Raw genomic sequence first — 16,806 nt, forward strand, 5'->3', positions numbered from 1 at the left:
CACGCACCTCCGGGACATCGATACGAACTTAGTTCGTTTTGACGATCTAAGTTCTACTTAACGAACTTAGATCGAGTCAAGCTACAGTGGTCGGCATGTCCGCCGATCCCCGCCAACGCCGCGCAGCCCGCCACGCCCAACCCGCAGCGGAGGTCGCCGCGTCGGCACCACGCAAGAAGCCGATCACCGTCGAACGGATCACCGACGCCGCCCTGGAAGTCGTCGCCGCCGAGGGGTACGACGCGCTGACCATCCGGCGGGTCGCCGCCGTGCTCGGCACCGGTCCGTCGTCGCTGTACGCGCACATCGTCAACAAGGACGACATCGACGATCTGCTGATCGGCAGGCTCTACGCCGAGGTCGTGCTCCCCGAACCGGACCCGGCCGCCTGGCGCGAGCAGCTGCTCGGGGTGTACACACAGATCCGCGACCTGTACCTGAAATACCCAGGAGTCTCGCGCGCCGCGCTGGCCACGGTGTCGACCAACCTGGAAACGCTGCGGGTCGGCGAAGGGATCCTGGCGATCCTGCTCGCGGGCGGCATCGAACCGCGGACGGCCGGATGGGCCCGCGACGCACTGTCCCTCTACGTCAGCGCCTACGCACTGGAGCAGTCGCTGGTCCAGCAACGGCGCCAGCACCAGGATCAGGAATGGGTGCTCAGCCGCGAGGAGTTGTTGGACCGCTTCACCGCACTGCCCGCCGAGAAATTCCCGCAGACTCGACGCCATGCCGCCGAGCTGATCTCCGGCACCGGACACGACCGCTTCGAGTTCGCCCTCGGCCTGCTCATGAACAATCTGCGGCCCGCATCCGGTTGACCTGCGGCGTGCGGTGGCCACATGGCGCCGAGACGATCACCAGTCGGTTCATGAGGCGCGCGCTGGTCGTCGGTGGAACCGGCAGGCTCTCGGGCGTCGTCGCCGAACTCGTCCACAACGGCTGATACGTGGTCACCCCGTCCCGCCGTGACGCATCACCAGCGCCACCCACCCGAACCAGCAAGATCACCCGCTTGGATCGCGCGGACCGTACCAGGGCCGGCTAATCGTGGCTCTTCGAACTTGATGGTGCTTCATCGTCGTGAGGGTCGTGGCTGGGCGCGACGGCCGCTCGTCCGGGGCGTCTACGGCCCCTGATACCGCGATCCGGTGGCCGTGTACGGCGCGGCCCCGATGATCAGCCGTAGTAGCATCAGGCCCCATGGAACGCGTCAAGTTGATCACCGGCGGTTCGAGCGGCATCGGTGCGGCCACGGCCCGGGCGCTGCTCGAGCAGGGTGACCTGGTGGCGGTCACCGGTCGCGACGCCAGCCGCCTGGCTGCCTTCGCCGACTCCGTCGACGCCGGGGAGCAGCTGCTGACGATCGCCGGTGACGCCGCCGACGAGAACGACGTCGCGTCGGCCGTGCGTCAGGTCGTCGACCGGTGGGGCCGGCTGGACACGGTGATCGCCAACGCCGGCTACTCGCTGCCCGGCACCCTGGAGGACCACGACCCCCAGGCGATGCGTGCCATGGTCCTGACGAACGTCCTCGGCCCGGCGCTGCTGGTGCGCGAGACGCTGCCACACCTGCGCGAGTCCAAGGGCCGGATCGTGGTCGTCGGTTCGGTCGCGGGCGTCAGGAACACGCCCGGGAACCTGTACTCCGTCACCAAGTGGGCCGCGCACGCGTTGGTCGAGAACGTCCGGCAACTGGTGGCCAAGGACCACGTCGGCGTCACACTGGTCGCGCCGGGCGTGGTGGACACCCCATTCTGGAACGAGCGCGGCGGCACACCTCAGGCCGCGCCGGCGCTGACCGCCGAGCAGATCGCCACGGTGATCGTGTTCGCCGTCAACCAGCCCGAGGGCGTGGACGTGAACCAACTCGTCGTGCGACCCTCCGGCCAGTTCGGCTGACAAGGCCTGAAATTGCTGAATCGGTGACCATCCGCGTTTCGCGCTTTTCACAGGGCCGAGCGCGGCGAGCGTCATGAGAGCAATCTGACGGACAGCGGCGCATCGAGCTTGATGGTGCTTGGTGGCGGTGGCCTGCTCGGATCAGGACCTTGATGGATGCAGAACGCCCGTGACGCTCTGTGATTTTTCGAGTTGCGAAGCTTGAAGACCACGGGAGAGGGCCACAGGCTTGTCCAACGATACGACGCGGCTGTTCGGGCTGGGCGGGGTGCAGGTGGGCGGCATCGATCTCGACGGCGACGACATGCCGATACTGGCCCTGGTCACCTGCGATGAGCAGGCCAGATGCTGTCCGGGGTGTGGTGTGCGCTCGGAGAGCCCGCACTCCTGGCGGGTCACTCGGCCCGTGACCTTCCGGTGGCCGGGCGGCGCACCGAGCTGCGGTGGAACAAGCGACGGCGGCGCTGCCGGAATCCGGACTGCGGTCGCCGGACGTTCACCGAGGCGCTGCCGACCATCCCGCCACGGCACCGGCTGACAGCTCGTTCGCGCACGTCGATCGGGGGCGGCGGCGGCCGACGGCGGCCGGACTCCGCGAAGGGCCGTCACCAAGCCCCCGGGAGATACCCGGTCCCAGGCCTGCCGAGCCGGCCGGAACGGGCCCCCGGCGGCACGCGGCACAGCACCGGAATGGCAGAGAAAGAGGCGCGGGCCTTCGGCGTTGGACCTGGGTCTGGAGGCCTCTTGGTGGGTGGTGAGGGGGTATCGCCTGCGGCGTCACCGGGCGCCGGGCCCGGCACAGGGCGGTTGCGGTGCGGTGCGGGATGCCGGAACGGCGGCCCCCGCGGGCGGGTGCCCCGCCACCAGGACGAGCGGCACACCCGCCTGGGGCCTGCTCCAGGCCCGGTCCCCCACGCCCCCCCGGACAGCTTCGCGGCCCCGGGTGGGACCACAGAGCCCCCGGGGGCACGGCCGGGACCGGGAGCCGCTGGCCAGGACCGGCAGACCCACGCTCAACGGTGCTGCCCCCGAGGGGCCGTGCGGTGGGGTGCACAGAGGTTGAGAGGATCGCGTCATGGAGTTCAACGACCCGGCCGTCATGCGCCGGTTGTGTGTGGAGCGGCTCGGCCCGGAGGCCGGGCAGCAGTTCGCAGCGATGGCCCGCCGCGGCTTCCGGTTGGCGGCGGCCTCGGAGAAGGCGCCCGCCGCAGGCCGGTCGCAGCTCGGCGGGTCCGCGCTGCTCGAACCCGGCACCCCTTGGCCGGTGCTGGCAGATGTCCCGCTGTCCCTGCACGCCGTGCTCGACACCGATGCGCTCGCCGGGTGGCTCGGAGAGCAACTGCCCGTTCGGCCGGGCCTGCTCAACTTCTTCTACCTCGACCCTGACGTGCCGTACGAGGAGTACTGCAAGCTGGACTCCAACAGTCCCGACGCGTGGCGGGTGATTCCCGCCGATCCCGCGCGAGCGGTCACCACGACCGCCCCCGAGCCCGCCCGCCGCTACCCCGCACGGCCCGTCCACGCGGTCGAGGTGACCATGCTCCCGGACAGCTGGGACCTCGAAGACGACGACCTCACGTACGACAAGGACCAGCACTGGGGCGCGCCTGCACTCATCCTCGACAAGATGCACGACCTCGACGGAAGCACCGCCGGCCACCACTGCGCGTTCGGGTGGCCCGACACCTCGTACACCATCCCGGTGACCTCCCGCGACGGCGACGGTCCCGCCGTCCATCTGCTCCAGCTCGCCGAGGACACCGACCTCGGGTGGGGCTGGGGCGACGCCGGCACACTGTACTTCACCATCCCCGTCAGGGCTTTCGCAGCAGGGGACTTCAGCGAGGCCGAGGCGATCGGCCAATGCTGCTGAGCGAACGCCGGACCGCGTGGCCGCGAAGCCACCATCGCACCACGGCGACGCCGGGGCGCCCGACCCTGCGAACCGTCGCACGACGAACACACTGAATGGCGCACCACACACTCGGCAGCCGGCAGCCGCTGACGACCCCCGCCGCCTCTACCCGGCCGCGCCCGCCCCGACGAGCCGCCCGGACAGCCCTCATCGGTCTCTGAATGTCCTGGACAGGCGGCGTGGAGACATGCTGTGACCGTTGGTGGCCGGGATCACCCCGGCTACCAACGGTGTTCCACGCGGTCGGCCATCCGTGGTGGGTCAGACCGCCGGGTTCGGTGAGAGCGCCACGGATGCCGGCGGCCGGGTACGGGAGCAGGGCATCGGGCAGTTCGTCCTCGGCGAACCAGTGCAGGTCGAGGCACTTGCCCGGTTCGCGGTTCTCCGGCTCGCCCTCCCACTTGGTGGCGATAGAGCAGGGGCCTCCGCTCCTGCCGGATCGGCGGGAGCTGGCGGCAGCTGCGCCGCGGCCGGGTACAAATCGCCTTGGACTACCCGTCGTGGGGTGCGTACCCGGCCGGGGAACTCGACGTCTCCCGGTCGACGGCGTACCGGCTGCTGAACCTGGCGGCGGCCGCCGAGGCGATCGAGGACGTCGTCGGGCGGGAGGCCGGGCCGCTGCCCGCGGGGGGGGTTCGGGTGCGGACCGGCCCTTTTCGTGACCGATGTCGGTGTCGGTGTCAGTGGCTCGCGTTACGCTCCCCGGACCCTGAGGAAACCCCGGAAGGCCGCCCCTCGACTTCGCCTACAGGAGGCGGCCCTCCGGCTCCGGCAAACCGCGTACGGAACGCCGATGTGCCGATGGGCGACGTCATCGTGGGGTCGGCGCGGCCCCTCGAACACCCCCCGCAGGCCCGACCGCACGAGGCCGGGGTACCGGAAGACGGCCTCGGACCCTTGCCGTGCCCCCTTCCCCGCCCTGATCCGCACGCGGCACACCTGACCAGCTCCAGGTCAGACCATCCGGAAGACAGCCGACGCCCCGATCAACACCCCGCCAGACACCGATCACCGATCTGATAACCCCAGCTCAGAAGCCCACCACCCCCACCTCGAGTCCGTGCCCGTACGGTGAAGGCCGGCTGACCGCCGGCGAGGCCGGCCGGCGGTCGAGCAGGTGGCCTGGGCACACAACAGCCTCCTGCGCCGGGTGCAGCGTGGGGAGGCTGCCGCCGGCCTCAGCACGGGAGGCCGTCACACGGTGCTGTCACGCCCAGGCCACACACGGGGATCCAGCCCATCCCCACACATCACAACACGCGACAGCGCCGCTCGCGACAGCAGGACACGACAGGCGGCGCGACAACCCGTCAGCCCCGCCGAACTCCACCAGGAGGCAGCGACCGGCCCGCACCTGCCCGCCACGGCACAGCAGAGCGCCGCCTGCCCGGTTCCTAGCAGCGGTCGAGGCAAATGGTCCAGACAAATCGGCGATCAAGGCCATTTTGCTTTCTCGATCAGAAGCAGGTCATGGCCGCCCGGTCGATCCGGCCAGTCGGCCGTACGAGCGGGTGCGTCACGGCTGCGGTACGCAAACGGCGCGACGCCCTGGCACAGCACCGGCCTCAGGGCACGCACGGCGACCATCGCCGGGTAACCCTCCGGGTAGTCCTCGTCGAAGTACCGCTGGCCGGCCTCGACGCAGGCGTCGTCGCTGTCCCGGGCGACACCGGTCGGCCAGTCCAGCAGCAGCACGCACACCCGGTCCCCCGCCCCGGGGTGTTGCTCCGCGCGGCGGGCCAGGACAGCCGCGACGCACAGCGTGGCCGGCACGGTCGCCTCGTAGACGGTGTCCTGGTGCCGCACCGGCTCGAGGTCGTCGAGAGCCTGTCCGGTTTCCTCCACGGTCCGGGTCGAACAGCCGGGCCAGCACCCGGGGCAGCCTTCTGGCGGTCCCGGTCGCTGTGCCCAGCGACGGCCAGTCGGTCCCCCGCAACATCCGCCACGGATCCGGCAGAACCTCAGGCACGGGTCTGGGCGCAGTCCGGGCCCTCGGCGGCCTCCGGCGCCGCCTCGGTACGCAGTTCCCGCTCCGATACCTGTGGTGGCCCGGGCACCTGTCGCTGTTACTGCAGGATGCCGACCGCCCTCGCCACCACCAGCACCACCGTGATCAGCGACACCGCCGACTGCGTCATCATCAGCAGCTTCGCCCAGACCGACAGCGGCATGGTGTCCGTTGGGCTGAAGGCGCAGGCATTGGTGAACGCCACATACAAGTAGTCCGGGTAGGAGGGCTCCCAGCCCGGCTCGGCGATGCCCTCCTGCTGCATCTGGGGGAAGAGGAAGTCCGGGTACGACTTCACCCCCTGGGCGCGGGCCGCCGGGCCGCCTCGGTCCCACTCCCAGTACCAGAGCGAAAAGGCGATGATGTTGGTCGCCCAGACCGCGCCGCCGGTACCGAGCAGCGCCAGCGCGCCCGGTGAGGCGGAAGTGTGGATCAGGTCGCGCACCAGCTTCACCGCCGACCAGCCGTTGGCCAGGCTGATCACCGCCACCAGGGCCAGGCTCAGCAAGCGCAGCAGCCGCGACGTCTGGTCGATGCGCTTGTGCGGGTTGAGGACCACGAGGGCCACCAGCAGCGCCAGCTCCAGGGTGGGCAGCATCCAGTGCGGGTGGATGGTCAGACGGGCCGGCAGGGCCAGCTGCAGGCCGACGGCGACCAGGATCGCCGCCGAGACCGCCCAACGCTGCTCACCGAGAGTGACCGAGCGCCACGCCGGGCGCTCCGGCTTCTCGGGCTCCAGAAGCCGCTCGATCCGCTCCAACCTGCGGTGCACTGCCTCGGAAAGCTGCACCGAGGCATGATGTTCGTGCTCAGTCATGGCGCACAGTGTGTCAGGCGTCTCCTTTCACGATCGCAGTGGTGTCGGGTGCGAGGAAGAGGTCACCGAGGTACCTGCTCGCCGGGGCGACTACCAGGTGTTGCCAGTGAAGACGAGGCGGACGACGCACAGCCGCAGGAGTCCTGCGGCAGCCGCCGGGAACTCCGGGGGGTCGGCGAACCGCCCTGTGATCCGCAGAACGGCGCCGGTGTTGCGGGCAGCGCGGCAGGGCCTGGGCGAAGAGCAGCCGGCCGAGTCCGCCCGGCCCGGCTGGAGGAGGCGAGCGGCGGGCCTCCCACGCCGTGTGGGCGGACGCCTACGGGGCCGCGCTGTCCGGCGAGGACCGCGTGGCCGCCCGCGGAGACCAGCCCCGGCGGGCGGTCACCTCCGAACATCCGGCGGAACCGACTCCCACCGTTCCGGTGGGGCCGCTGGGGCCCGTCGGAGACAGCCCGCTGAGCTGTCTCCAGTTTCACATCTATCGCCGTCCCAAAATCCAGGTTTCAGGTCATCGACGTGAGACACCTTCTCCGGCCCCTGTGGCTTGAGTGAGACACCATCAGTTGGGCGTCGTGTGCGTGATTGCGGTGAGCCCGGAGGCCCGTCCGTGGCGCGCAGCCCGGTCGGGCACGAGCCGCGCTTCCGAGGCAACTGATGGCGTGATCCACTCGCCCGGCAACGAGATCGGTGAAAGGCATCTGACCACGGCGGCGCATGGGCGACCGCAGAAGCCCCGGCGGGCTCGGCGCCGCTCGGTCGGCATCCGGCGGCGGCCGACGCGCCGGCGCTCCTGCCCGGCGCGGCGTGAGCCGGCCTGCCGGGGCCACCTCGCGGTATGCGAGTAGCCCGAAAACGGCGAATATTCGATAAGGCATCAGTCAACGGCCCGGCGGCAACCATGCGGTTGTCAGCGGACCCGTCGGTCGCTCGCCGACCGGGGCCCTCTCGTTCCCGTCCCCATTGCTGTCCCACCTGTCCCACAGTGCGGGGAGACGGTGTTGATCGACCGTCGGTTCTGCTCAGATGGGGTGATCCCTGTCCACCCGCCGCCCGTCGGCGGATCCCCCTGGAGGAACCTTGCGTTCTCCCGTCACCTCACGGACCCGGCACCGGATACCGGCGCGGGCCCGCCGCGCGGTCGCGCTGCTCCTCGCCTCCGCCGCCCTCGGCCTCGGCTCGGCGACCGGGGCCGCCGCGGACACCACCCCGCCGCCCGCGCTCAACCTCAACTACCCCTCGTGCCCCTCGGTCCTGTCCGCCGGCGAGTCCGACGGCTGCGTCACCGAGCTGCAGCACCAGCTCAACCTTCGCGGTGCGAACCTGACCGTCGACGGCTCCTTTGGCCCGGCCACCACCACCGCGGTGCAGAACTACCAGACCACCGCCGGGCTGAGCGTCGACGGCCAGGTCGGGCCGGCCACCAAGAGCGCGCTGTACGCGGTCTCGCTGACGCCGGTCACGCTGACCTCGCTCCGGTGCCCGGCGACCATCCACGCGGGCCAGCAGGACGGCTGCGTGACCGAGCTGCAGAACCTGCTCAACGCGCACGGCGCGAACCTGACCGCCGACGGTTCCTTCGGCCCGGCCACCACCACGGCCGTGCAGAACTACCAGACCTCCGCCGGACTCGCCGCCGACGGCTACGTCGGCCCAGCGACCAAGGCCTCGCTGTACAACCTCCCCGCCCCGGTGACCCCGCCCTCCCAGGGCGCCGGCCTGTACGCGGCCGTCGTCAGCCTCGCGCAGAACGCCACCCGGCAGTACATCCCCTACGCCTGGGACGGCGGCAAGGACTCGACTCCCGGGCCCACGTACGGCAACTGCGCCCTCTACACCGGCGCGATCAACCCGTGCCCGGCCGGCAACACCGTAGGCCTGGACTGCTCGGGATTCACCCGCTGGATCTACTGGCAGGCGGGCGCCGGCGACATCGGTCTGGCGACGGACAACCAGATCGCCAACCCCCGGTTCCACATGGTCGACCAGTCCCAGGCCGTCCCCGGTGACCTGGTGTTCTTCGGCGCCAACGCGAGCTCCCCGGAGCACGTCGGCATCTACACCGGGAGCGTCAACGGGGTGCCGATGATGATCAACGCGCCCTTCACCGGCGCCTACACGCGCTCGGACCCGGTCAGCATGGCGTCCCATCTGATCGGTTACTACCACTACGCGCTCTGACGGCAGGTTTTCTCGCTCTCCCGTGATCTCCGCCGGACGTCCGGACGGGCCGTCATCGCGCTGTCGTCGGTGACAACCCGCCCGGACGTGCATCGCCCGGCGTCACGCTCACCCGCTCGGTGCGGCCGGTCGACAGGTCGTGTCGGAAGACGTCCTCCACCTCGTGGGTGTCGCCGGGCACCAGGTGTCCGCCGAGGACGTGGAATACACCCGGCGGTCGTCCGCCGTCATCGAAACCGGCACCGACTCCTACCGCCTCGCCGCTACCCGCGCCCGAGCCGAACACGCCATCGCATCATCCACCACAGCACACCCGAGTTCCTTGACCGGACCCGGCATGGCCAGGCACTGATCCGGCCGAGGTCTCACACGCGGTCTGAGTCATCTCCAGTTCCACATCCATCGCCGTCCCAAAATCCAGGTCATCGACGTGAGACACCCTCGCCGGCCCCCGGTGGTCTGAGTGAGACACCGTCAGTTACCCGTCGTGTGCGTACCTTTGTGGTGAGTCCGGAACCTTTCCGGGGCGCGCACAGCATGGACATCCCGACGAGGACCGGCCCTGCTGTCTGAATCCGCCCATTCAGCACCCGATCAAAGGAACGCATACACGATGGCCAGCCGTAAGCGCATAGCCGCACTTGCCACCGTAACCGCCCCCCTCCTCCTCGCCCTCACCGTCACCACCCCCGCCCACGCCGCTGGCTACACCGAGATCAGGTTCAACGGTGGATACTGCCTTGACGTCCAGAACGGGAACTTCTCTCCCGGCACTCCCGTGCAGATCTGGGGCTGCAACGGCACCGACGCCCAGAAGTGGTCGATCGAATATTCGGACAACACCCACTTCTACGTCGTCGCCTCGCACTACTCGGGCGACAAGCAGCCGCTGTGCCTGAACAACTGGGAGGGCGGCGACAGCCAGGGCAACCACCTCAAGCTCTACTACTGCAAGCAGTCAAACGCTGGTGACGTCCTGTGGAACACGACGCACTGGGGCGGGAAGGTCCAGCTCCAGCCGAAGGTGGCGGTTGACAACTGCCTGGACGCCTGGGGCGGCCTGTCCCAGGGGGCGGCGGCGCGTCTGTACGACTGCACCCTTGTTGTTGGAGTCTGGTCCCCCACCGGCGCCTTCTAGCGCCCAGCCCCGATCAGCGACACTCACTCCAGAGCCCGGACGACGTCGCGCACCAGGCGGACGACCGGGCGGCATGGCTGCGCATTGACATGCGCAGCCATGCCGATCGATCGACGACTTGCGTCGATTCCACCCCTCACTGCCGGTCGTTCACGCGCACAGCGCCTGTCTATCGAAGAGGTACACAATGAAGCGATCCATCACTGCCGTTGCCATGGCCGCCGGACTGGGCCTGGGCACTCTCGCGGCCGCCACTGTCACCGCCACCCCGGCCTTCGCGGCGGACTCGTGCCCCTGGCCGTACGTGTGCTTCGAGGACGGGAACGGCAACATCCTCACCATGTACCGGGACCAGGGCTGGCAGAACACCAGCTCACTGACCCGGTCCGCCTCCTACGTCACCGACGCCCGCAACGACGACTGCGCCCAGCTGAAGTACTCCACCGGCTACATCGACACGATCCACCCCGGGAACGAATGGACCCTGCACGCGCCGGTCGTCGCGATCAACATCCTCAGCGGCTGCTGACCCGTCACCGGCCAACCGGGCATCACCGCGGATCAGGTCGGATACCAGCCGCATGGCGGCACCGCCCTGATCCAGCAGACCCAGAAGCGGCTGAGCAGACTTCACGCCGAGCGCCTGGCCGAGCTCCGATGGCCGCGCAGAGGCGGGAGTCGGTGAAAGTCTTGGTCCAGCCGCCGAACGACTCGTCGAAGGCGACGGCGACGCCGTCCCTCTCCTCGCACTCGGTGAGGACCTGGACGAGCGGTTCGGCACCGTGGCGGTCGAGTTCGACGTGGCCGAGCGCGTCGTTGCGGAGCAGGTCGACGCGGCCGCAGCGGGCGATCGCCTTGTTCAGCTGCTTCTGGCCGGCGGCCTCCACCAGCTCGTTCACCGGCTTGGCGGCGAGGGTGTAGCGGACGCGGTGGCCCTTCACGGCGGCCTCGGCGCCCAGGGCGATCAGCACGTGGGACTTGCCGGCGCCGCAGTCGCCGATCAGGCAGAACGGCTGGCTCTTCTTCACCCACTCGCAGCCGGCGGGGGTGTTGATCACGGCGGGGTCGATGTCGGGGTCGGCGTCGAAGTCGAAGGCCCGCGGGCATCTGGCGTTGTCGGTTCAGCTGGCGCTGTTGTCGCTGTTCAGGACGCTGCTGACGCCGTCTGTAACGTGCGGCTTACCGTCTTGCCGTGCTTCGGCCTCGGCGAGTTCCTGCCGCAGTCGCTCGTAGTGGGTGCGAGCCATCTCCTGGTGCATGGGGGACCTGCCTTCGGTGTTGACGTGTTCCAGCAGTTGCTCCGCGTCGGCGAGGAATTGCCTGGTCGCCTCGATCGGACGCTGATGGCCGCAGGGAGCCTCGTTCCCGTTCTTGTCGAAGACCTCTGCGGCGTTGGCGGTGTTCACCCACACGCTGATTCCTTGATCGTGGATGACCACGTTGAAGGCGGCCTCTTCGAGTTCGCCTTCGGTGACGACCGTGAACTCTTCGCCCGGGCGCATCCAGTGATCGCTGCCCCAGGGCTCCAGCCAAAGGCAGAGCATGTTCTCGGTGTCGTTCTTGACGCGGGTCTTCGGCATGACAGCACCGTAGCGAAACGTCGGCAGTCCTCGCCGGGGGTCACGCGCGCACCCGCGCGCCGTACACCGCCGACATCGCGCTCCACCCGGCGCGGCGGGGACAGCCCGACCTCGACGCGGCCGCCGCAGCGGGACGAACGGGCCCTCAGGTCGCTAGGTTCCTCCAGGAGTACGCAGCCGGGCCCGGGCCGACGTGGCCGGTGCGGCCACTTCGTCCCGACAAGGCCAGTACCAGACCTACCCGCCTTTGTAGAAGTCCGCCCCAGTGCCCGGCGGGCCTCCCAGCTGTACCGATACCGTCCCGTGCAGGACTCGACCCGCCGTCAGTTCCTCTTCGAACCGTCGGGTGAACACGTCTAGGCGCACCTTGGGCTCCAGCTCGATCAGACCGGGCGGCCAGGTGTCCGGCGGGACGAGGATCACCACGGCGGCGCCCCGGCCTTCGGCTGCTGCCAGCCAGCCGGGCGACGCTTCGACGCGCGTGTCCGGCTCCCACGTCTGACGCCCGCCGACCAACACCAGGCGCTTCAGGCGGCCGTCGCCGACCTCGACGGCTCCGCTGGTGTCCGGAGGCTCACCGGCTGCGAGCGTGAAGCCGCTGTCGACCGCGGCTTCCACCAGGTCCGTGTAGAGGTCCGCGCCGACCTCCACGATCAGTTCCGCGAACGGCGGCCCCTGCGCCGCCTCGTGCACCGCCAGCGCCCACACCATCGGAGCCCGGGATCCGCCGTTGTCCGTTTCATCAGCCACACCCACTCAACGAGCCACCGGCACCAGCCGCTCTGGTCTCGCCGCCACCAGGCGGTCGGCATGCTGCGCACCGAGCAGGTCGACGAGAGCCGCTGGAGCAGACGCGCGCGGCGTTGGAGTGCGGGATCGACCGACTGAAGCGCCACCGAGCCGTCGCCACGCGGGAGGACGAGCTCGCCGTCCGCTACGCGGCAACCGTGCTGGTCGCCGCCATCAACGAATGGCTGTGACCAGCACCTTTGGAAATCAATCGAGGATGGCGTCAAGCTCCACTTCGACAAGCCAGTCGGGATCGATGAAGCGTGAAACCTCGACAAAGGTGCAGGCTGGCCGGACCGATGCGAACCTCTCTCCGTGCGCTTGCGCGGCGTCTCTCCAGCGAGTCACGTCCGTGAGCATGATCCGGGTCCGCACGACGTCCCCCAACGACGCCCCCGCTGCTTTGAGTGCAGCCTCTGCAATGTCCAGACACCTGACGGTCTGGGCATAGACGTCGCCTTGCCCCACCGTCGTCCCGTCGTCCCCGATGGGAGCGGTACCGGCGACAGCGACATGCGCCCCTTTGCGGACGGCCCGAGAAAATCCTATGTGGGGTTCAAGTGGCGAGCCGGAACTGACCATCTGTCGGACATGATCCATCGCGCCATACTCCCAGAGCACCGCATTCTCGCAACAGACCCCGCATAGAGCTCTGTGGCTCAGCGAGGCCCCCGCAGGACCGTGTCCGGGCGGAGGCCGAGGAGCTGCGGCGGTTCGAGTACGTGCCTGTCGAGCAGGTCGGTGAGCGGCTGATCCCGCTGCTCGCCCGCCGCATCGAGGCGTGCGTGCGGACGTGGCCGGCCGGGACGATCGTCACCACGGTCCCACCCGCCGCGGCTCCCCGGGTGGGGTTGGTCGCGGTCAGCGTGGGGAAGGGGATCACGCTGACCGAGTTCGGACCGCGGTTGGTGACATAGACTCGTCGACTTCTGCTGCTCAGGGGTGAGCGGCTGGTAGCGGGTGGGTGTGCTCGCGGCCGGCGTCGAGGACCAGGACGACCGGCGGCAGACCCTCGCGCCCGATCCGGACGTACCCGGCGACACGGGCCCGGTCACCGCCTGCGGGCTCGACACCGGCTCGATGGCCAAGGACCGGTGGCAACGGAGCGGGCCCAGGCACCACCGGTGGCCGCCCGCGCTACGTGACCGAATCTGCCGGCGCAGCCAGAAGCCGGGACGGACGTGGGGGGCGGTGAGGTACTCGCCCGTCGTACAAGCCGTACAAGCAGGAGAGGGCGACGATGCAACTCTGGGTCCAGATGCGTTGCGCCGTCGCCCGCTCCTGGTGGTCGTCGCGCGCCGGGTAGCCGAAGGCGCCGGTGGGGTGCTGCTGGCAGAGCAGGAAGTCGACCCCGTCGCGGGTGACACGATGATCGGCCCAGCCGAGCAGCCCCAGCCCTTGAAGGAGCGCGGCGGCTTCTTCGAGTCGATAGCTCCGGCAGGCGGCCGGCAGCGCGGCTGCGAACCGCTCCGCGACGGAATGCCAGACGGAGGCGTCGTCGCCGAAGCGGAGCGGTCGGCCGTCGGCATACTGCGCCAGGGCCACGGCGGTGGCCGCGGGCGCATGGTTCTCGGCCAGCAGGTCCGCAGGGGCCGTGGAGGCGAGGAGGGGGTCCGCCTGCTGCGCGGTGAGCCAGCCCAGGTCCCGCAGTCGCCTGACTCCGCCAACGGCGGTCGCGGGAACGGCGGCGAGTCCGGTGAGTGCTGCTGCCGTGTCCGCCAGGAACCGGTCGAGGGAATCGCAGGCCAGTCCACAGGCCGACAGGCCTCGCGCGCACTCGGCAACCGCGTCGACGCCCTGCCTGCTCCAAGCCACCGTCTGGGCGAGGGAGTTGTCGGCATGGTGCACGAGAGTGGTGAGAGCCCGAGCGGCGAGTTGCGGCTCCCCCACCGAGCGTGCGGCTCGCGCGGCTGCGCCCGCTGCCGGGACTGCGTCGTCGAAGGGCGCCTCGAGGGCGGCGTCGGTCAGCCAGGCGGTGGCACTCCGGATCGCCGCTTCAAGTCGTCCGTTGCCGGCGGACCGGGGAGGTGAGGGGCGTGGCTGCCGGATCACGGCCGCATCGCGGGCGAGGTGCCCGGCCAGCGCTGCGACGATCGTGGTGTGATAGCCGGTGGCCCAGTCGCGGTATTCCGCATCGCCGTTCTCGAGTTCCGGCGGGAGGATGCCGTCCGGCCCGGCGACCCGCCCGCTGGGTTCCTGTACATCGGCGAGAAAGGCCCAGGCCCGTTCCATCTCGGGTGAGTCCTGGATCCCCAGGCACAGGAGACAGCAGAGCAGTTCGGCGACGAGGTCGGCGTTCTCCTTCCGGCGGCACAGGAGGCTGAGTGCCTCCAACAGTTCTACGGCCTGGGGCGGACCGAATCCGGCAGGCCACCGGGGATGGCGCCGGCCGAAATCGGTGGCGTAGAACACGGTGTGCGTGACCGCGTAAATATCGCCGTCGCTCAGCTTCAGCACGGATGGATCCGCGCAGAGCAGGGAGAAGGGCAGTACAGCGTCGTCCGCCGGCATTCCGTGATCGATTCCGGCCAACTCCAGTGTGTGCAGCAGATCCAGCTGCCGAAAGGGAGCGCGCTCGAAGCAGGCCGCATAACGCCCGGAGACCGCTTGGCCGATGAGGCGCTCGAATTCGCTGTCGCGTCGCCCGCACAGCCGCTGTGACGCGTAGGTGCCCGCATACAGCAGCAGGGCCCGCTCGTCGCGCGCGATGAGCTCACGGTACGAAGCGCGGGCCGCCACCGCGGTGACCTGGTCGAACAGCATCCGATAGGCGTCGTCGTCGAAGGATCCGGACTCCGCCCGGGCACGGAGTCCGACCAGCAACGCGACCTCGACGAACGCCTTGCGGACGAACAGCACGCGCCCGGTATCGGCGGTGTCGGGATCGAAGCGGGTGCGGTGCGCGGCCAGCCAGGAGACCGCTCCGCGTTCCACCGTGCGCCGCTTGTCCACCACAGCCGCCCTCCTGACGAGTCGATCCAATCCGGTCGTACGTTTCGCCGGACGCGGGCACCCCCGCACGGCGCAGTCCCGAGCTAGGCCTCCTCGGCCACGGACGGGACGACGAGCACATACTTGTCCCAGGCCAGCACATAGCCGGAGATTTCTCCGAGCGTGGTGGTCGCGCCGACCAACTGCTCCAGAGTGGTGTTCATGTTTATCAGTCCGCTGCTCTGGAGGAAGGCGAGAGCGGCCCGGGCGTCGACTGCTGGGCAGTTGGTCATGACGAACCTCCACTGAGGGAACGGTTTCCGCGGATTCCTGTCCCGCGAAATACCCGCCATCAATCATGTCAACGATTTGCGTGCGTGTCATCGGCGAATATTCAGGTTCACCTGAATAGACCATCGTTAATACAATATTTCCGCTGTTTTGGCTGTGCGGATCCCGCACTTTCTCGGTCTTCCTGTGGTGCAACGCCTGGCGGCTTGAACCTCGGTACGCAGGAGCACGCGCCTGCCGCCGGGCACGGTGAACTCGTTCTCCGTCGTCGAGACCTTCAACCGTGCCCACGCCGCCCGGAGGTCCGATCGCCGGCCGCGGTCGCAGGGCGCTCGAAGAGTCCACAACCCGGCCCGCGGGATGGACGGTTGATCCCGCGGACCGGTGTTCGGAGTGGGCTATGGCTGGTACTGGAAGGCGGCGCCGTTGCTGGTGCCGCCCGGGGAGTGGACGGTGACGGTGACCAAGCCGACGGCACCGGCCGGTGAGGTGACCACGACCATGGTGTCGGAGACCGCGGCGAAGGACGCCGGAGCGATGCCGAAGAACACGGCGTCGGTGTAGGTGAGGTTGCTTCCCCTGATCAGGACGTCGTCCCCGCCGGATACCGAACCCTGCGCCGGGCTGAGGGAGCTGATGACCGGTGGTGCGACGTAGATGTAGTAGGCGTTGCCCAGCCCGACGGTGCTGGTGCCGCCTGGTGTGGTGGCCGTGACCAGAACGGTCCCCGTGCCGGCAGGCGCGGTGACCGTGATCTGGGTGTCGGAGATCACGGTGATGTTGGTGGCCGCGGCGGACCCGAAGTGCACCGCGCTGGTGAGCGCCAGGCCGGACCCGAAGAGGGTGACGGTGTTCCCGCCACCACTCGGCCCCATCGTCACACTCAGGCCGGTGACGGCCGGGGCCATGAGGTAGAAGTACGGCAGCGGATTGCTGGTGCCGGCCCCGGTGGTAACCGTGACGTTGACCGACTGCGCCGCCCCTCCGGGTGCCGTGACCGTGATCTGGGAGGCGGTGTTGGCGGTGATCGTGGCGGCGCGGGTGCCGAACAGCACCGAGGTCGCGCCCGACAGGTTGGTGCCGGAGACGGTGACGGTGTTCCCGCCGCTGGTCGGTCCCTGGTTCGGGGTCAGGCTGGTGATCGCGGGTGCGTTGATGTAGGTGAACGTCACACTGTTGCTCGTACCCGCCGCCGTGGTGACCGTGACAGGAACGGAACCAGTCCCGGCGGGCACCGTCACCGTGACCTGCGTATCA

The 16,806-nt window shown here is 69.5% G+C and carries 15 protein-coding genes and 1 pseudogene; 7 read left to right on the forward strand and 9 right to left on the reverse strand.

What is annotated here, in order from left to right:
• The first annotated feature begins 95 nt into the window (after nt 1–95).
• The 3 genes from ACH4E7_RS41230 (at nt 96) to ACH4E7_RS41240 (ending at nt 3,775) form a co-directional block, all read left to right on the forward strand.
• Entirely contained in the window at nt 96–821 is a 726-nt protein-coding gene (locus ACH4E7_RS41230; protein WP_396254352.1) for a TetR/AcrR family transcriptional regulator, read from the forward strand.
• Nucleotides 822–1,203: 382 nt separating this feature from the next.
• The gene (locus ACH4E7_RS41235; RefSeq protein ID WP_396254353.1) at nt 1,204–1,902 is read left to right on the forward strand and encodes an SDR family oxidoreductase; all 699 of its coding nucleotides are present in this window, start codon (nt 1,204–1,206) and stop codon (nt 1,900–1,902) included.
• 1,075 nt (nt 1,903–2,977) lie between these two features.
• Nucleotides 2,978–3,775 (forward strand): DUF1963 domain-containing protein, encoded by a 798-nt coding sequence (locus ACH4E7_RS41240; RefSeq protein WP_396254354.1) that lies wholly within the window; start codon nt 2,978–2,980, stop codon nt 3,773–3,775.
• Between the two features lie 1,476 nt (nt 3,776–5,251).
• Here ACH4E7_RS41240 and ACH4E7_RS41245 read toward each other — a convergent pair.
• Nucleotides 5,252–5,662: a hypothetical protein gene (locus tag ACH4E7_RS41245; protein WP_396254355.1), complete on the reverse strand. Its 411-nt coding sequence runs from the start codon at nt 5,660–5,662 to the stop codon at nt 5,252–5,254.
• 221 nt (nt 5,663–5,883) lie between these two features.
• A complete protein-coding gene (locus tag ACH4E7_RS41250) occupies nt 5,884–6,642 on the reverse strand; it encodes a hypothetical protein (protein WP_396254356.1) in 759 nt (252 codons plus the stop codon).
• Between the two features lie 1,077 nt (nt 6,643–7,719).
• Here ACH4E7_RS41250 and ACH4E7_RS41255 point away from each other — a divergent pair.
• From ACH4E7_RS41255 to ACH4E7_RS41265, 3 genes are all read left to right on the forward strand, one after another.
• A complete protein-coding gene (locus ACH4E7_RS41255; protein ID WP_396254357.1) occupies nt 7,720–8,820 on the forward strand; it encodes a peptidoglycan-binding protein in 1,101 nt (366 codons plus the stop codon).
• Between the two features lie 613 nt (nt 8,821–9,433).
• Complete coding sequence (locus ACH4E7_RS41260) at nt 9,434–9,958, forward strand: RICIN domain-containing protein (RefSeq protein WP_396254358.1); 525 nt, start codon at nt 9,434–9,436, stop codon at nt 9,956–9,958.
• A 187-nt stretch (nt 9,959–10,145) separates the two neighbouring features.
• Nucleotides 10,146–10,487: a hypothetical protein gene (locus ACH4E7_RS41265; RefSeq protein WP_396254359.1), complete on the forward strand. Its 342-nt coding sequence runs from the start codon at nt 10,146–10,148 to the stop codon at nt 10,485–10,487.
• A gap of 127 nt (nt 10,488–10,614) precedes the next feature.
• Here ACH4E7_RS41265 and ACH4E7_RS41270 read toward each other — a convergent pair.
• The 4 genes and pseudogenes from ACH4E7_RS41270 to ACH4E7_RS41285 form a co-directional block, all read right to left on the reverse strand.
• Nucleotides 10,615–11,058 (reverse strand): annotated as a pseudogene (locus ACH4E7_RS41270) (ATP-binding protein); the annotation flags it as partial.
• Nucleotides 11,059–11,079: 21 nt separating this feature from the next.
• Nucleotides 11,080–11,538: a hypothetical protein gene (locus ACH4E7_RS41275; protein ID WP_396254360.1), complete on the reverse strand. Its 459-nt coding sequence runs from the start codon at nt 11,536–11,538 to the stop codon at nt 11,080–11,082.
• Nucleotides 11,539–11,775: 237 nt separating this feature from the next.
• Nucleotides 11,776–12,249, reverse strand: a complete 474-nt coding sequence (locus tag ACH4E7_RS41280) for a hypothetical protein (RefSeq protein ID WP_396254361.1) — start codon at nt 12,247–12,249, stop codon at nt 11,776–11,778.
• Nucleotides 12,250–12,534: 285 nt separating this feature from the next.
• Nucleotides 12,535–12,927 carry a RidA family protein gene (locus ACH4E7_RS41285; RefSeq protein WP_396254362.1) on the reverse strand — a complete coding sequence of 131 codons (393 nt, stop codon included), beginning with the start codon at nt 12,925–12,927 and terminating at the stop codon, nt 12,535–12,537.
• 122 nt (nt 12,928–13,049) lie between these two features.
• On the opposite strand from ACH4E7_RS41285, the gene ACH4E7_RS41290 reads away from it, so the two are divergent.
• Nucleotides 13,050–13,244, forward strand: coding sequence for a hypothetical protein (locus ACH4E7_RS41290; RefSeq protein WP_396254363.1), 195 nt, complete (start codon nt 13,050–13,052; stop codon nt 13,242–13,244).
• A gap of 220 nt (nt 13,245–13,464) precedes the next feature.
• On the opposite strand, the gene ACH4E7_RS41295 is transcribed toward ACH4E7_RS41290, so the two are convergent.
• The 3 genes from ACH4E7_RS41295 to ACH4E7_RS41305 form a co-directional block, all read right to left on the reverse strand.
• Nucleotides 13,465–15,282, reverse strand: coding sequence for a DUF6895 family protein (locus ACH4E7_RS41295; RefSeq protein WP_396254364.1), 1,818 nt, complete (start codon nt 15,280–15,282; stop codon nt 13,465–13,467).
• Between the two features lie 80 nt (nt 15,283–15,362).
• Entirely contained in the window at nt 15,363–15,551 is a 189-nt protein-coding gene (locus tag ACH4E7_RS41300) for a hypothetical protein (RefSeq protein ID WP_396254365.1), read from the reverse strand.
• A gap of 396 nt (nt 15,552–15,947) precedes the next feature.
• Nucleotides 15,948–16,806, reverse strand: an 859-nt coding sequence (locus ACH4E7_RS41305) for an IPT/TIG domain-containing protein (RefSeq protein WP_396254366.1), incomplete at its 5' end; no start/stop codon positions are given.

The sequence above is a fragment of the Kitasatospora sp. NPDC018058 genome, assembly GCF_044327205.1.
Classification (GTDB): domain Bacteria; phylum Actinomycetota; class Actinomycetes; order Streptomycetales; family Streptomycetaceae; genus Kitasatospora.

Excerpts from the sequence above, each read along its gene's own strand:
- ACH4E7_RS41300 (WP_396254365.1), bottom strand. The coding sequence starts at position 15,551 with ATGACCAACTGCCCAGCAGTCGACGCCCGGGCCGCTCTCGCCTTCCTC.
- ACH4E7_RS41265 (WP_396254359.1), top strand. The coding sequence starts at position 10,146 with ATGAAGCGATCCATCACTGCCGTTGCCATGGCCGCCGGACTGGGCCTG.
- ACH4E7_RS41280 (WP_396254361.1), bottom strand. The coding sequence starts at position 12,249 with ATGGTGTGGGCGCTGGCGGTGCACGAGGCGGCGCAGGGGCCGCCGTTC.
- ACH4E7_RS41240 (WP_396254354.1), top strand. The coding sequence starts at position 2,978 with ATGGAGTTCAACGACCCGGCCGTCATGCGCCGGTTGTGTGTGGAGCGG.
- ACH4E7_RS41260 (WP_396254358.1), top strand. The coding sequence starts at position 9,434 with ATGGCCAGCCGTAAGCGCATAGCCGCACTTGCCACCGTAACCGCCCCC.
- ACH4E7_RS41285 (WP_396254362.1), bottom strand. The coding sequence starts at position 12,927 with ATGGATCATGTCCGACAGATGGTCAGTTCCGGCTCGCCACTTGAACCC.
- ACH4E7_RS41230 (WP_396254352.1), top strand. The coding sequence starts at position 96 with ATGTCCGCCGATCCCCGCCAACGCCGCGCAGCCCGCCACGCCCAACCC.
- ACH4E7_RS41250 (WP_396254356.1), bottom strand. The coding sequence starts at position 6,642 with ATGACTGAGCACGAACATCATGCCTCGGTGCAGCTTTCCGAGGCAGTG.
- ACH4E7_RS41275 (WP_396254360.1), bottom strand. The coding sequence starts at position 11,538 with ATGCCGAAGACCCGCGTCAAGAACGACACCGAGAACATGCTCTGCCTT.
- ACH4E7_RS41235 (WP_396254353.1), top strand. The coding sequence starts at position 1,204 with ATGGAACGCGTCAAGTTGATCACCGGCGGTTCGAGCGGCATCGGTGCG.